General features: G+C 73.8%; 8 protein-coding genes. 2 read left to right on the forward strand and 6 right to left on the reverse strand.

Annotated elements, in window-relative coordinates:
• Window positions 1–236 precede the first annotated feature (236 nt).
• Entirely contained in the window at window positions 237–3,140 is a 2,904-nt protein-coding gene (locus tag FB559_RS09590) for an ATP-binding protein (protein ID WP_185792119.1), read from the forward strand.
• A 6-nt stretch (window positions 3,141–3,146) separates the two neighbouring features.
• Here the strand turns inward: FB559_RS09590 and FB559_RS09595 are convergent, their stop codons facing one another.
• Window positions 3,147–3,908: a DeoR/GlpR family DNA-binding transcription regulator gene (locus FB559_RS09595; protein ID WP_141955284.1), complete on the reverse strand. Its 762-nt coding sequence runs from the start codon at window positions 3,906–3,908 to the stop codon at window positions 3,147–3,149.
• A 109-nt stretch (window positions 3,909–4,017) separates the two neighbouring features.
• A complete protein-coding gene (locus FB559_RS09600; RefSeq protein ID WP_141955285.1) occupies window positions 4,018–4,917 on the reverse strand; it encodes a hypothetical protein in 900 nt (299 codons plus the stop codon).
• 206 nt (window positions 4,918–5,123) lie between these two features.
• Here FB559_RS09600 and FB559_RS09605 point away from each other — a divergent pair, with 206 nt between their 5' ends.
• A complete protein-coding gene (locus FB559_RS09605) occupies window positions 5,124–5,792 on the forward strand; it encodes a sigma-70 family RNA polymerase sigma factor (RefSeq protein ID WP_246121477.1) in 669 nt (222 codons plus the stop codon).
• On the opposite strand, the gene FB559_RS09610 is transcribed toward FB559_RS09605, so the two are convergent.
• The 4 genes from FB559_RS09610 to FB559_RS09625 are packed head-to-tail and all read right to left on the reverse strand — an operon-like array spanning window position 5,786 to window position 14,178.
• The gene (locus FB559_RS09610; protein WP_141955286.1) at window positions 5,786–6,787 is read right to left on the reverse strand and encodes a hypothetical protein; all 1,002 of its coding nucleotides are present in this window, start codon (window positions 6,785–6,787) and stop codon (window positions 5,786–5,788) included. The two genes, FB559_RS09605 and FB559_RS09610, sit on opposite strands and share 7 nt — an antisense overlap.
• Window positions 6,777–10,253 (reverse strand): right-handed parallel beta-helix repeat-containing protein, encoded by a 3,477-nt coding sequence (locus tag FB559_RS09615; protein WP_141955287.1) that lies wholly within the window; start codon window positions 10,251–10,253, stop codon window positions 6,777–6,779. The genes FB559_RS09610 and FB559_RS09615 overlap by 11 nt, the downstream gene beginning before the upstream one ends.
• A complete protein-coding gene (locus FB559_RS09620; protein ID WP_141955288.1) occupies window positions 10,238–11,260 on the reverse strand; it encodes a hypothetical protein in 1,023 nt (340 codons plus the stop codon). Before FB559_RS09620 ends, FB559_RS09615 begins: the two co-directional genes overlap by 16 nt.
• Complete coding sequence (locus FB559_RS09625) at window positions 11,257–14,178, reverse strand: hypothetical protein (protein ID WP_141955289.1); 2,922 nt, start codon at window positions 14,176–14,178, stop codon at window positions 11,257–11,259. The genes FB559_RS09620 and FB559_RS09625 overlap by 4 nt, the downstream gene beginning before the upstream one ends.
• Between the last annotated feature and the right edge of the window lie 154 nt (window positions 14,179–14,332).

Consider the following 14,332-nt stretch of genomic DNA (forward strand, 5'->3'; position numbering starts at 1 on the left):
GGAGATGACGCGCTCGCGACCGTCCCCTGATCCGGATGAACCGACCGTCCGGCCTCGGCCGTACCAGGCGTCGACACCATGCGCCCGGCGGGCCGGGACGGCGTTTCGTGCTACCTACTCGTTACGACCGAGAAAACTTTGTCGCACGACATCCCTTGACTCACCGACGCCCACCCGTACGCTGTGTTGGAGTTCGGTACGAAATATTGGTAAAACCACATCGAACGGAGCGTCAGGTGACTGTCTCCCCTCCGTCCGGCTCACCGATCGGCCGAGACGACGAACTGGACCGGCTGCGCCATCTGCTGCACGACGCGATGGACGGTGCGGGTCGTTCGGTGTGGATCGAGGGCGAACCGGGGATCGGCAAGTCGGCGTTGCTGAACTCGTTCCTGACCGAGGCGGCGAGCCTCGGCTGTCACATCCGTGCCGGCGCCGCGGAGGAGTTCGGCCGCCGGATCCCGTTGCACGTGATGCTCGACTGTCTCGGCGCCGAGCCGGGTGCGAAGGATCCGGAACTCCGGGAGATCGCGGACCTGCTCTCGTGCGGAGCGCCCGCCGGACGGCCGGCCGACCCGGTGGCGGCCGCGACGGAACGGCTGCTCGGCCTGGTCGACCGCCTCAGCGCGGGCCGGCCCCTGGTCGTCGCCGTCGATGACCTGCAGTGGGCCGATGAGTCCAGCATCCTGCTGCTGCACCGGCTGAGCCGGCTCGCCCAGCGCAGCCCGCTCCTGGTCGTCGGCGCGTGCCGCCCGGTGCCGTGCCGGCCGGACCTGGTGACGTTGAAGCGCGGCCTGACGTCCTCCGGCGCCGAGGTGATCACCCTCGCGTCGCTGCCGCCTGCCGCCGTCACACGGCTGGCCGCCGAACTCACCTCCGAGCTCACCGGCGCCGGCCTGCTCGGCGACCGGCTCGGCCGCGCCGCCGAACTCGCGGGCGGCAACCCGGCCTACCTGCGGGAGATGGTGGACGCGCTGGTCCGCGAGGACAAGGTGCGGCGGCAGGAGGACACCGCGGAGCTCGACGGGGAGACCGGAGGCGGCCTTCCCCGTACGCTGACCGACGCGATCTCCGACCGGCTCGGCTTCCTGTCCACGGGCACGACCGGCCTGCTGCGCTCGGCGGCGCTTCTGGGCCCGGCCTTCTCCGTCACCGATCTCGGTGCGATCGTCGGCCGGTCCGCGCTGGAGCTGACCGCGGCCCTGGAGGAGGCCACCGCGGCCGGGGTGCTGACCGAGTCGGACGTGCTGCTGGCGTTCCGGCACCCCCTGATCCGCCAGGCCCTGTACGAGCGGCCGCCGGCCGGGCTGCGGCTGGCGCTGCACCTCCAGGCCGCACGCGCGCTCGCCGACGCCGGGCTCGCCGTCGAGCGGGTGGCCGAGCAGCTGCTCGCGGCCCTGCGCGGCCCCGGCGCCGTACCGGTCGTGGACGGCTGGACCGTCGACTGGCTGCTCAGGGCGGGCCGGCGACTGGTGTCCCGCGCGCCCGAGGACGCCGCCGAACTCCTGCGGCTGGCCGTCGCCTACCTGCCCTCGGACGATCCGCGCCGTGAGTCGCTCGAGGTGATCCTGGCCCCGGCGCTCGTGCTGCTCGGCCACCGCGACGAGGCCGTGAGGCTCGCCGAGAAGGTGCTCGCGGCCACCGGCGACCCGGCGCGGGCCGCGGAGATGAGCTGGACCGCCGGCTGGGCGATGACCGACGGCCACCACCACGAGGCGGCGCGGCGCACGCTCAGCCGGGCGCTGCGCGCCCCCGGCCTGGACGACGTGTGGGCCGCGCGCCTGCGCGCGATGCTGGCCCGCTCCGCCGTCGCCGATGGCGACCTCGCCCAGGCCGACGCCGCCACACGACGCGCGCTGGCCGAGGCCGACCGGTCGGGGGACCGGCCCGCCGCCGCCGCGGCGCTGTACGCCGCGGGCATCGTCCAGGTCCACCGCGGCGACCTGGACGCCGCGACGGACCGGCTCGGCCGCGCGCTGGCCATCGCCGAGCAGTGCGACGACCCGGAGACCCACGACCTGCGGCTGCGGCTCCGGCAGAGCCGCGCGTACGTCCTGCTCGTGCAGGAGCGCCACGCCGACGCCGACCTGGCGGCACGCGAACTGCTCGCCGAGGCCGAGCGCGACGCGTCCCCATCGCGGCTCGCCTGCAGCCGGATCCTCGCCGCCGAGGTTCACTACCACGCGGGCCGATGGAACGAGGCAATCGCCCAGCTCGACGCCGCGGCCGGGGCGGACGACCTGATCCCGGCCGCCGACCGGCGTTGGCTGCACGGCCTGGCCGCGGTGATCGCGGTTCACCGCGACGACCAGGCGTCCGCCGAGGCACACCTCGGCGCCGTCCCGGCCACAGGCGCGGGCCACGCCGGCGCGCAGTACGTACCGCTGGCCCGCGCGCTGCTGGCCGAGCGACGCGACCTGACCGAAGAAGCGCTCGCCATCCTGACCCGGCTGCTCGACCGTACGGGCACCCGTCCGGCCTACCACCGGCACATCTGGCTGCCCACACTGCTCCGGCTGGCTCTGCGCGAAGGCGACACGCGCCTCGCGCGTGCCGCCGCCAAGGCCGGTTCCGGCGCGGCGCCGCACGCAGGCCGGTGGCCCGCGGCGAGCCTGGCCGCGGTGGCTCAGCACTGCGCGGGCCTGCTCGAGGGCGATCACGCGACGCTCACCCTCGCCGTCGACGCCTACCGGGCCGGGGGCCGTCCGCTGCAGCTGGCGCAGACGCTGGAGGACACCGCGGTCGTGCTCGCCGAACGCGGCGACCTGCGCGCGGCGCGTACCGCCCATGCGGAGGCGTCGGAGGTGTACACCGGGCTGGGTGCCACCTGGGACCTCTTGCGCGCCGACACGCGGCTGCGCCGGCACGGCCTGCGGCGCCGCCGTGGCCCGCGCCGCCGCGCGGCCACCGGCTGGGACGCCCTCACTCCGGCCGAGCTCACGGTCGCCCGGCTCGTCGCCGAGGGGCGGCCGAACCCCGACATCGCCGCGAACCTGTTCGTGTCCCGGCGCACCGTCGAGGTGCATGTCTCACACATCTTGTCCAAGCTGGGCGTACGGTCCCGCGTGGAGATCGCCGGCGAGGCGGCGCGGAGGTTCGCGGGCACGGAGCTGAAGGCCGTGTCCGCGTGGGCCGGCTGAGGCGGGTCAGGCCCGCAGGACGCGGGGGCCGGCGAGGCCGATCGCCGCGGCGGCGCCGTCGTCCAGCCCTGCGTCGGTGACCAGCAGGTCGACGTCGGCCAGCGAACCGAACCGGGCCAGCGAGTCGTTGCCCACCTTCGTGTGGTCGGCCAGCAGGATCGAACGCCGGGCGGCGCCCATCATCGCGGCCTTCACCGAGGCCTCACCCGGGTCGGGGGTCGTGAGGCCGCGCTCCAGCGACAGCCCGCCGGCGCCCATGAAGGCGGCGTCGACGTACATCTGCGACAGCGGCTGCAGCAGCCAGTCGTCGACCGTGGCGAACGTGCTGCGCCGGATCCGGCCGCCCAGCAGGATCACGGTGAGGTTGGCGCTCGGGGCCAGGAGTACGGCCAGCGGCAGGGAGTTCACGATGACGGTGAGCTCGCGGTCGGCCGGGAGTATCTCGGCGAGCCGGCCCGTGGTCGAGCCGGCGTCGATGATGATCGCACCTTCGTCCGGGACCTCGGCGAGCGCGGCCTTGGCGATGCGCTCCTTCTCGGTGGTCATGAGGGAGTCGCGCGCCGACAGCACCGGATCCACCGGAGGCCTGCCCACGGCGACCGCTCCGCCGTAGACGCGCCGGACGGTGCCCGCGCGTTCGAGTACGGTCAGGTCGCGCCGGATCGTCTCGCTCGTGACCGCGAACTCATCGGCGAGGTTCATCACGTCGACGCGCCCGTCGGCACGGGCGCGTCTGAGGATCTCCTGCTGCCGCTCCTCGGCCTGCATGGTGTGGTTTCACCACCATTCACTGTTGAAACCATCATCCATGCCCTAGCGGGAGGCGGTCAAATGCCGCCACGCTCACCGCCGGGTCCGTAAGCGCTGTCCGCCCAGGTCAGTGCGGGATGTGGCCACCTGAAGCCACCGAGGCGTCGCTCGCGCGTGCCTCTCGGCGCGCGGCCGTGCCCGGCGGGGGCGACGCGACCGGCGGGCGGGTGCTCGCGTGCACGGAGACGTCCCCGCAGACGATCAAGCCACTCGAGGTGACCGCCGGGCGCTGTACGGGCGGCGGCCCCCCGGCCATCCGCGCGACCTGACGCTCCCGGCCGCCCGCGCCGGTCAGCACGAACTCCACGTCCGCTCCATCCGCCCGCAGGGCCGGGTCGGCGTGGACCGGGAAGTAGACGACTCCGTGCTCACCGGGGCCCAGCGGGGGCACGCCGACCGCGCGGCCGTACGCCTCCTGTCCGGTCTCCCGCAGCGCCTCCGGCTTCCAGGTCTCCTCGACCACGACACCGCTCCGGGCGAGCGTGTCCCGGCCGGCGTCGCTGACGTCGAGGACCGCGTCATAGCCGAAGGGGCGCCATCCGGAGTTGCGCACGGTGACGGCCAGGAACCGGACGTCCTGCGTTCCCTCGCGCAGGCCGTCGCCGACGAGCAGCGGCAGGCCGGCGACCTCGAACGTCCCGCCGACGTGGTCGAGCAGGAGCACCAGGTCGTCCGGGTGCGAGTCGCCCGGCCAGTAGTGGTCCTTCGACGCCACGATCCGCGACGCACGGCCGTCGCGGTCCTTCACCGGGTCGGCGTGCACGTATTCGCTCGCCTGCCAGCCCCCGCCGAAGTCGTGCTCGACGGCGAGGCACCAGCGGTCACCGCTCATCGTCTCCGACGCTCCGACCACGCCGGGGACGACGCCGCTCACCGCCCCCGTGACCACGATGCGCTGGGCCCAGTCCGAATCCTTGCGGACGACCGTGACGCGCCAGCTTCCGTGCAGGACGACGCTCCTCGCCATGCCTATCTCACCCGCCCGGGAAAGGGCACACGTACGTACGGTCCGGCGGCCGAGCGCTGTTGCACGTTCCGAATACGTGAGCTCACCGATGTAACAGATCCGCCGTCGGCGCATCGTGGAATGTGCTGCCGGATCCCGGCTCGGCACGGAAATCGACGAACGCGGCACCACCCGATGCTGAAATGAACAAGGAGAGGCCCGGACATATGAGCTCCCTGGTATTCGAACGTGAATTGCCCCCGGCCTCGCCGGCCGCACCCATATGTGCCGCCCGCGCGGTGCCGCGCCTCACCGGCCGGATGCGCGTCGGCGGGGCCGGCCGTCCGCCGCGGGTGCACCACGGGCTCGCTCCGGCCCCGGCGGCGGACCCGCAGGCGCTGCTCCGGACGCTGTACGCCGACCACGCCAAGGCACTGCGCGCGTACGTCACCCGGTTGCTGTCCGACCCGTACCATGCCGAGGACATCGTCCAGGAGACCATGCTCCGGGCCTGGCGCAACGCGGAGATCCTGGTGCCCGAGCGAGGATCGGTGCGCGGCTGGCTGATGCGCGTCGCGCACAACATCGCCGTGGACAAGATCCGTGCCCGCATGGCCAGGCCGGACGAGGTCGAGGAGAGCGCCGCCGCGCCGCGGTCGTTCGGCGACCACAGCTCCGCGGTGGTGGACTCGGTGTTCCTCGCCCGCGCGCTGGCCCAGCTGAGTCCGGCGCACCGCGAGGTGCTGCGCGTGATCTATTTCGCCGACCACACCGCCGTACAGGCGGCGGAATTGCTGGGCCTGCCCGTCGGCACGGTGAAGTCGCGCACCCATCACGCGCTCCGCCGCCTGAAGATCTGCATCGAAGAGCAAATGCTCTGCTCCGAGGATCAGTGATTCGTGCCGGTCGCCCATAGCGCATTTCCGTCGGCGCGGTAGACGACGACGTTTCCGTCGTCCTGTACGGCGAGAAAGTTCCCCGTGTATCCGTGCGTTCCCGAAGCCCACTCCACGCCGCCGTCGCCGTTGCGGACCACGAGGTTCCCGTCGATCTGGAACGACGCGTGCATGCCGCGCCCGGCCGTACCCGACATCCACCGCACCCGCGCCTCCTCGTCGTAGACGACCAGGTTCCCGTCGGAGCGGAAGACCAGCCACGCGCGCCGCGAACGTACGTGGTCGCCCGGCCGTAGCAGCAGGTGGCTCCAGAAGGTGGAGGAGACGTCCGCGGCCAGCGCCTCACTCACATGCGCACGACCGGCCACGCTCGCGTCCCCGCCGACGCCGGCCGGCACCGGCGGCGTCGCGGCCTCCGCCCGTACGTCGCCGAGCTCGGCCCAGTACCGTCCGCAGACGCTGGTCACCTTGAGGCGCTCGCGCGGCGCCTCGGGCGCCGGCCAGATCTGCAGCAGGTAGTCGTCGACGACCAGGTCCTCGTCCGCGTCGACGGCCTGGTCCATGCGCCGGGCGTGATAGCGCACCCGATAGGCGCCCGGCCCGGCGACCAGGTCGATGTCGCGCGCCGGTGAGGCCGCCGCACCTCGCCCGACCAGCGCGACCACGCCCGTCGGCGAGGCGAACGCGACCTCCTCGACGTCCTCGTACCAGCCGAGCTCCGCGCCGGGATCCTGCCCGGCGATCACGACCGTGCACCCGACCGGGCCGTACTGCCGGCCGGTGACCAGCACGAGCTCGCACGGCCGAACGGTCACCAGACCCGCCAGGCCGTCGATGGTCATGGTCGGCCGGTACGCGTGGTCCTGGAGGTGGAACTGCGCGTAGGCCACCTCCACGGTCCCGTGGAACGCGATGGCCTCGAACCCCTCGTCCGCCGGCCTCTCGGACAGACCGCCTTCGTCCTCGGATGCCGGCCACGCCTCCTCAAGTACCAACGCGGGCCTCCGGCTCGGCTGGAGCGCCCATCACGTCCTCGCGGAGCAGCAGGCACAGATCCTGGACCGTGGGGGACTCGGTATGCCGAAGGCGCCGGGCGTGCCGCGTGACCGCCTCGTCGAGGACCTGCCGCGCGTACCGGCCGTTGCCGAAGGACGGCCCGCGTGCGACGCCGGCGAAGTGCGACCGCAGAGCCGCCACCGTCGCGCTGCCCAGCTCGTACCCGGCCGTCCCCGCGTGCTGGCTCACGATCGTGACCAGCTCGTCCGTCGAGTAGTCGGCGAACCGGACCCGGTGGGAGAACCGCGACGACAGGCCCGGGTTGGCGCCCAGGAACTTCTCCATCTCGCCCTCGTAGCCGGCCGCGATCACCACCACCTCGTCGCGGTGGTCCTCCATCAGCTTGACCAGCGTGTCGATCGCCTCACGGCCGAAGTCGGCGCCGCCACCCGACTGCGAGGCCAGCGTGTACGCCTCGTCGATGAACAGCACGCCGCCGCGCGCCCGGTCGAAGGCCGCGCTCGTGCGCTGGGCGGTGTGGCCGACGTACTCCCCCACGAGGTCGGCGCGGCCCACCTCGATGACCTGGCCCCGCTGGAGCACGCCCATCGCCGCGAGGATCGAGCCGTACAGCCGGGCCACGGTCGTCTTGCCCGTGCCTGGGGGCCCGGCGAAGATCAGGTGCCGCGACAGCGGCGGGGCCGGCAGACCGGCCGCGATCCGCTGCCGGGACGACGCGAGCAGGTCGACCATGTTGCCGACCTCGCGTTTGACGTCCGCGAGGCCGACCATCTGCTGCAGCTCGGACAGGAGCGAGTCCACCCGGTCGGTGTCGGAGGCGCCGACGCCCGCGCCGATTCCCCCGGTCGCCGGCGGCGCGAGATCGGCGGGCAGCAGCCGGATCATCTCCACGGGGGTGATGTCGGCGACCTCGGCGAGCCGGTACGCCTGGCGGCCCACCATCTCCTCGAACACCTTGCGCGCGCTGCGGCCGTTGCCGAACGCGTCGTCGCGCGGCATGTTCTCGAAATGCGTGACGAGAGCCGCACGGGTCTCGAACTCCAGCTTGTAGTCGTGCGCCCGGCACTGCCCCTCGACGATCGTGACCAGGTCCGTGGGCGTGTAGTCGGCGAACTCGATGGTCCGGGAGAACCGCGACGCCAGGCCGGGGTTGGTGGCCAGGAACCTGCGCATCTCGTGGGTGTAGCCGGCCACGATGACGACGACCTCGTCGCGATGGTCCTCCATGAGTTTCACGAGCGTGTCGATCGCCTCACGGCCGAAGTCGGGGCCGCCGGTGGCGCTCGCGGCCAGCGTGTACGCCTCGTCGATGAACAGGACGCCGCCCAGCGCCTGCTGGAAACGCTCCGCGGTCTTCAGCGCGGTCCCTCCGACGACGCTCGCGACCAGGTCGGGCCGGCCGACCTCGACGAGCTGCCCGGTGGCGATGACGCCGAGCTCGGCCAGGATCCGTCCGTAGAGGCGTGCCACGGTCGTCTTGCCCGTACCCGGCGAGCCGGTGAAGACCAGGTGCCGTGACAGCGGCGGCGCGGGCAGGCCGACCGCGGCACGCCGTGCGGCCATCTGGTGGAGTCGTACGAGGGTGGCCACCTCGCGTTTGACCCCGCCCAGGCCGACGAGGCCGTTCAGCTCCTCCAGCAGCTCACCGAGCGCGCCCCGGCCGGCGCGCAGGTCGAGGCCCGACTGTGCCTTCCGCGCCGTCGCGGTGTCCTCGCGCGGCTCGCGGGCCGGCCGGTCCCTCGGGAGGTCCGGGCCGGCGGGCTCGGCGTCCTCCGCCTCGTCGCCTCGCAGGTCCGCGGCGTCCCACGGGCGGGCTTCCCCGCGTACGTCCGCGTAGGTGTCCTCGGCTCCGTTGCCCCGGCTGGTCACGCGGGTGACCTCCAGCCGGTCGGTCGGCGTCGTGACACGCAGGCCGGCGCCGGTGTTGTCGTGGACGAGGCAGTCGCGAAGCGTCACCGGTTCGGTGGAGTGGATGAGGATGCCGTCGCCACCGGCGGCGCCTACCTCGCACTCGGACGCCTCCCCGGTCGCGCCGGCGCTCCACTCGATCCCGGCACGTCGGCACCCGCTGATCCTCGTACGGCTCAACCGGGCGGACGCGCGCCGCGCGACCAGTACGCCCTCGCCGTGGGCGTCGGAGATGTCGCCCTCTTTCAGATCGACCTCGCCGCCCTCCACGTGGACGGCGGCCGCGCCGCTGCGGATGAACCCGCAGCCGCGAAGCTCCGGCCGGCCGCTCTCGGAGACGCGCAGGCCGGCGCCGCCCGCGTCGGTCACGGTCGCGTCCTCCATCAGGCCCCGGCCCTGCTCGGTCACGAGAATCCCGTCCCCCCCGGGTGCGGTGACACTCGCGCGCCGGAAGCGCGGGTCGGCGCCGGACCACACCTCGAGCCCGTTGCCCGCGGGGTGGTCGACCCGCAGCTCGTCGAAGGTCGGGGTGGCCGCATCGTTCACCGAGACACCGGGGCCGCCACCGCCCTCGATACGCAGCGCCTCGAACGAGCTGGTCGCCCCGCCGGAGATCAGGACCCCGGCATCGCCGGAGCCCGCCACGAGACACTCGGTGAACGTACCGGCCGAGGCGTCGAGGACGTGGACGCCGTACCCGGCCGACTCGCGTATCTCCACGCGCCGCAGGTTCGGCGCCGCGCCCTCCACCAGGGCGATGCCCTGAGCACCGGCACCGGTGATCGCGCAGTCCTCCAGCAGCGGTGTGGAGCCGGACGCGACGAGCACACCGACCCCGTCGCACTCCTCGATCACGAGCGCGCTCAGCTGTGGCGAGCTGTCGCCCTCGATGGCGACGGCGGGGTTCCCGGCCCGTACGATCCGGCAGTCGCGTACGGTGCCGCGCGCCTGTTCGGCCGCCAGCAGCCCGCTGCCCTCCACGTCCGTGATCGTGCAGGCGGTGAGCTGGGGGTTCGCGCCGGTGCGGAGGACGACCGCCGAGGCCTTGATGTCCCGCAGCGTGCACTCGCTCAGGTTCCCCTCGGCACCCTCTACGAAGATCACACCAGCGCCGGCCGGGTTGGTGAACTCACAGCCGTGCGCGTTGACCTCGGCCGCGCCGTGGGCGTACAGGGCGGCGGCCGAGTCGGCCTCCACCTTGCACTCGTCCATCCGGAGCCGGCCGGTGGGCACCTCGATGGCGGAGGTCTGTTCGCCGCTGTGCCGTACGACGACTCCCGAGAGCGTGGCCGACTCGCCGGTGATCCGGATCGTCGGTGCGTCGCGGGACTCGATCCGCACCCCGCCGGGAGCGCCCGCCGCCGAAAGCGTGATCTCCCGCTGCAGGACGACCGACTCCGTGTACGTGCCGGGCTGGATGGAGATCACGTCGCCGTGGCCGGCCGCGGCGACGGCGTCGCTGATCGTACGGTAGGAGTCCGCGGCGGTCGCCGAGACGTTCAGGATCGACCGGGTCGGGGTCAGCCTGCTTGCCATACCGGTTCTCCTCCGGTCGGGGCGAACAGCGTCGTGAGCACTCGGTGGCGGGTGAGCCGGGTGAGTGGCGGGTACGGCGCCTCGCGGTCCAGCACGTACGCGGTCAGGTCCGGTTCGGGCGCGAGGTCGTACCGGCTCAGGTAGTAGGCGACGGCCTCCGGCCAGATCCACCGGCCGTCGGAGCGGAATCCGGCCGGCACCGCGCCCGGCCGTCCGGGGTCGAGCACGTCATCCAGCCCGCCGGCCCTCGTCAGGACGGGCTCGCCCCGGTGAAGGTAGGCCAGGACCCGCTCACGATCTGGTCCGCCGAGCCGCGGGTGGTCGTCGCGGAAGTACGGCCCGCCGGCCGGGTCGGCGCCATCGAACGCCCGCGCCAGGCGTGCCGGCGCGTCGTCGGCGGCCCAGATGAGCGTCGCGCCGCCGAGCGCCGCGCCGTGGTAGGCGGGCAGCAGCGCGCCTGCGGCGAACGCCTCGACCCGAGGCGTGTCCTCACTCGCCTCGGCGAGCGCGTACTGCGTCTCCGCGGTCAGCTCGGCCACGTCCGTGCCGGCCTCCGCCTCGATCAGGTAGACACGGCGGGCGTGGCCGTCGCCGGAATGCCGGAACACCCGCCAGATCCCGATCGGGCCACCGACCCGCCGGCCGGCCTCGACCGCGACCGCGTCCATGGCGTCCCGCCGGCCGGACACACCGTCGCCGCCGAGCGTCGCGACGCCGTGCCTGTCGCCGAATCGGTACGGCGGGGCCGGCAGATGTTCGGTACCGGGGTCGCACTCAGGGCCGAGGCCGCGAATGAGAGCGGCCTCGGCGCCGGTGAGCGCGAGCCGCCCGGCCTCGACCTCGGCCGCGAGCAGCGCGCCCAGCCGGTCGTCCTCATGGTCGGCGAGGCTGAGCCGCATATCGGCCAGTTCCTCGTCGGGGACCCGTCCCGCCATCCCCAGCAGCAACGCGTGCAGGTCCGCGGGTCCGGTTCCTGTGGCGATGCCGTCCGCCTCCGCCGCCGTCAAAGCGCACTCCTCGCGGGGTCGCCGGGGAGGGGCGTGAAACGCCCGTCGGACTCCCCGTCCGGCGCGGGCTCACCGCCCGGGGCCGGCCGGAGGGCCGCCGCTTCTTCCAGGCGCGTGGTCACGCGGGTGGCCCAGGCTTCGTTCCCGGGTCCCGACTTGGTGGGCGGTACCTCGGTGATCAGGACCCTCCGCCCTGGCGCGCCGGGCGGGTCGACGGCGAGGACGCGGAAGACGGTGCCGGGCAGGAATATCACCTCTGGTGTGGCCCGCTCCTCGACGAACCCGTTCAGCCGTCGCGCGGTGGCCGACCAGATGAGGATCTCCACCTGCCCGGGTACGGTGGCGCCGACGTCGTCGAGCGCGACCAGCGGCGCCGCCTCGACCAGCTCCTGCCCGGGCCGGTACGCGTCCGCCGCACTCGGGTCCACCGGGCCGCCGCGGACGACGACGCCCTGCAGCGACGGCAGCCGCCGCAGACCGGCGGCGGCACAGACGGCCAGGGCGCGGTCGGCCTCGTGGCCGCCGGATCGGATCGACTCGACCAACCCCGCCTCATCACGTGCGACGAAGACCCGTACGGCGGCGAGCTCGGTCATCAACGCCTCGTCCGCCTGTGCGCCGCGCAGTCCGGGGTGCTCGGCCAGCAGCCGGGCCACCGAACGCACCGCGGCGTCGTACCGCCAGCCGAGCGACCCGCGGAACGCCTGCCGTTCCTCGTGGGTGCTGACCCGGCCGGCCAGCCAGAGCCGGTCGTAGTCGAGGCGCGGACGGGGCGGGGGTACGGGAAGCGCGTCGGGCATCGCTCCGCTGGGCGCGGTGCGGCCGGTGGGCTCCGAACCCGGGGCGTGCGGCCGCACCCCCCATGGCCCATCCGCACCCTGCGGCGTACGCGGCCGTGCCACGGGCCCGGCCGGTGGCTGCTCATCCTGCGAAGGCCGATCCGGCAACGACGGCGCGGGCTCCAGCTGGGGCGGAGCCCAGGACGCGCGTGAAGGTGCGGTCCGCCGCGCCTCCGCCGGCGAATGCACCCGGGGCCCCGGCTCCGGTTCCGTGTTCGGGGCGGGCGGGTACGGCATCGCGGGTACGAGTTCCGGCGCCGGCCAAGGGGCGAGGCTCAAGGCACTCTCCGAAGGCCGGGCCGTCTCTCCCTCGCGCACGGCGTCCGGCCACCGCGGAACGAGCGCTGCCTCCGTTGCTCGCGGAGCCAGGAGCTCCGCCGTCTGGAGCAGACCGTTTCCAGACGAGGCATTCAGGACGGGCCGCTGTGGCGTGGGTCCCGTCTCCTCTTCCGGCGGCCTGTCGCCGGTCTCGCCCGGCGTCTCGGCAGGCACGGCGGACCCGGCCGCATGTGGCGGCGGACTCGCGGGCCGCGGGGCCGGGGAGGCCGGCCCGCTCCGCGCCGGCACCGCCCGCGTGGCCGATCGGGGCCGCGGAAGCACCGTCGACGCGGTGGTCGGGAAGGCGCTCGGCCTCGTCTGTGCGGCGGCCGCGAACACGTCGGCGGAGGCATTGTGCCCGAGCCCCTCCGGCCCGCCGGCCGCCACCTCGTCCTGTGTGATCTCGGGGTCGGCTCGGGTTACGAAACCCTCATCGAGGTCGGCGCTTGTTGCCTCGTACGCGAAGACATCCGGCTCGAGGTGGCCTGTGAACGGCTCGGGACGGGCGGACGGCGAGGTGACGGCCGACCATCGGCCGGCCGGGCGCATCACGCCCTCGGCATCGACGGTCACCATCGCTGGTTCCCCTGCCGCTTCGGCTGAGGCGCTCCCATCCCACGCCGCCGGCTCGTCCGGGGAGGCGAGTGCGGCCTCGAAGACGACCGGATCCAGGTCGTCGAAGTCGTCCTCCAGGTCGTTTCGGTCCGGCCGGGGGACCGCGAACCCGTGCGACGGCGCCCGGTCCTCGATCGCCGGTCCGTGGCCCCGTTCACCGGAGTGCGGCGACAGGCCCGCACGAGCGGGCGCGTACACGCTCTCCGGCGTCTGGGTCAGCCGCTGAGGCGAGCCGGTCGCGTCGAAGATGGCGAACCTGCGCGTCCCGCCCGTCGTGTAGTGCGGCAGGGCGTGGTACGCCCGGACCGTGATGTCTAGCCGGTCGGCGATGCCCTGCGCGAGCGCGGCGCACGTCTCCGGAGACTGTGCGTACGGGACGAGCAGGGCGTTCTCCCGCACCACGCGCGGCAGCGTCTCGAAGAACGTGGCGAGTTCGGCGACGCCCGGCACCTGCTCTCCGGGCGCGCCCACCAGCACGATCGGACGCGCCGGTTCGACCGGGACCCCGAAGCCGAGGTCGGCCAGTGGCAGCGGCGCGGTGCCCGCGGCACGTACCCACAGGCCCGCCGGGATCGCGGTGACCGTCACCGGCCCAGCGGTCCCCCGGCGCTCCCGCGAGCGAAACCGGGAGAGCCCTCGCGGCTTGGCCGACCCGAGCTCGCGCGGCAGCGCGGCCTGCCACGCAGGCGCGGGATACCGGGGGCCGGTCCATTCCGGAGGGCCGTCGCGGTGAAAGCCCAGCCAGCCCGCGCCGCGACCGGCCGAGAAGAGTTCTCCTCCGCGCAGTGCGATCAACTCGCCGTCGGGAGCGAGCACGCCGACGCCGAGCCGGTCGGCCAGGCGTGCGGCGACCGCCGGCGCGCCGGAGGGGTCCGGGCGGCCGGCGCCCGTGGCGACGAGCCGTACTCCCCAGCCGGGCGGAGCCTGAGCGGAAAGCCGGCTCCTGAGCTGGCCCAGCAGCCGTTCGTCGAGGGCGTGCAACGCTTCCGCCGCGGAGGAGTCCACCACGACGGTGGTCCGCGAAGGTTCAGGCGGTAGCGCGGCGGCGAAGCCGACCGCGCTCGTATCGGCGTCCGTCGTACGGACCACGAGCGCCCGATCGGCCCGTTCGACCACGATCGCGCTGCCATTCGTACCGGCCGCCACCCGTGCCTCCCTTCACCACGTCATCTCACTCAATGCACGTCCATCGAGCCGCCGGGGGTTCATTGCGATCGCCGGCTTCGCCGGGTGCGGGGCACGCGCTACGCTCCGAAGAGCCGGCGCCGTATGTGATCACCGGCACCTCACGGAGCGTCCG

It is taken from the genome of Actinoallomurus bryophytorum (assembly GCF_006716425.1).
GTDB lineage: Bacteria > Actinomycetota > Actinomycetes > Streptosporangiales > Streptosporangiaceae > Actinoallomurus > Actinoallomurus bryophytorum.

What these genes read in the sequence shown, in the direction of transcription:
- FB559_RS09595 (WP_141955284.1), bottom strand. Translation starts at nt 3,908, where the DNA reads ATGCAGGCCGAGGAGCGGCAGCAGGAGATCCTCAGACGCGCCCGTGCC.
- FB559_RS09600 (WP_141955285.1), bottom strand. Translation starts at nt 4,917, where the DNA reads ATGGCGAGGAGCGTCGTCCTGCACGGAAGCTGGCGCGTCACGGTCGTC.
- FB559_RS09605 (WP_246121477.1), top strand. Translation starts at nt 5,124, where the DNA reads ATGAGCTCCCTGGTATTCGAACGTGAATTGCCCCCGGCCTCGCCGGCC.
- FB559_RS09615 (WP_141955287.1), bottom strand. Translation starts at nt 10,253, where the DNA reads ATGGCAAGCAGGCTGACCCCGACCCGGTCGATCCTGAACGTCTCGGCG.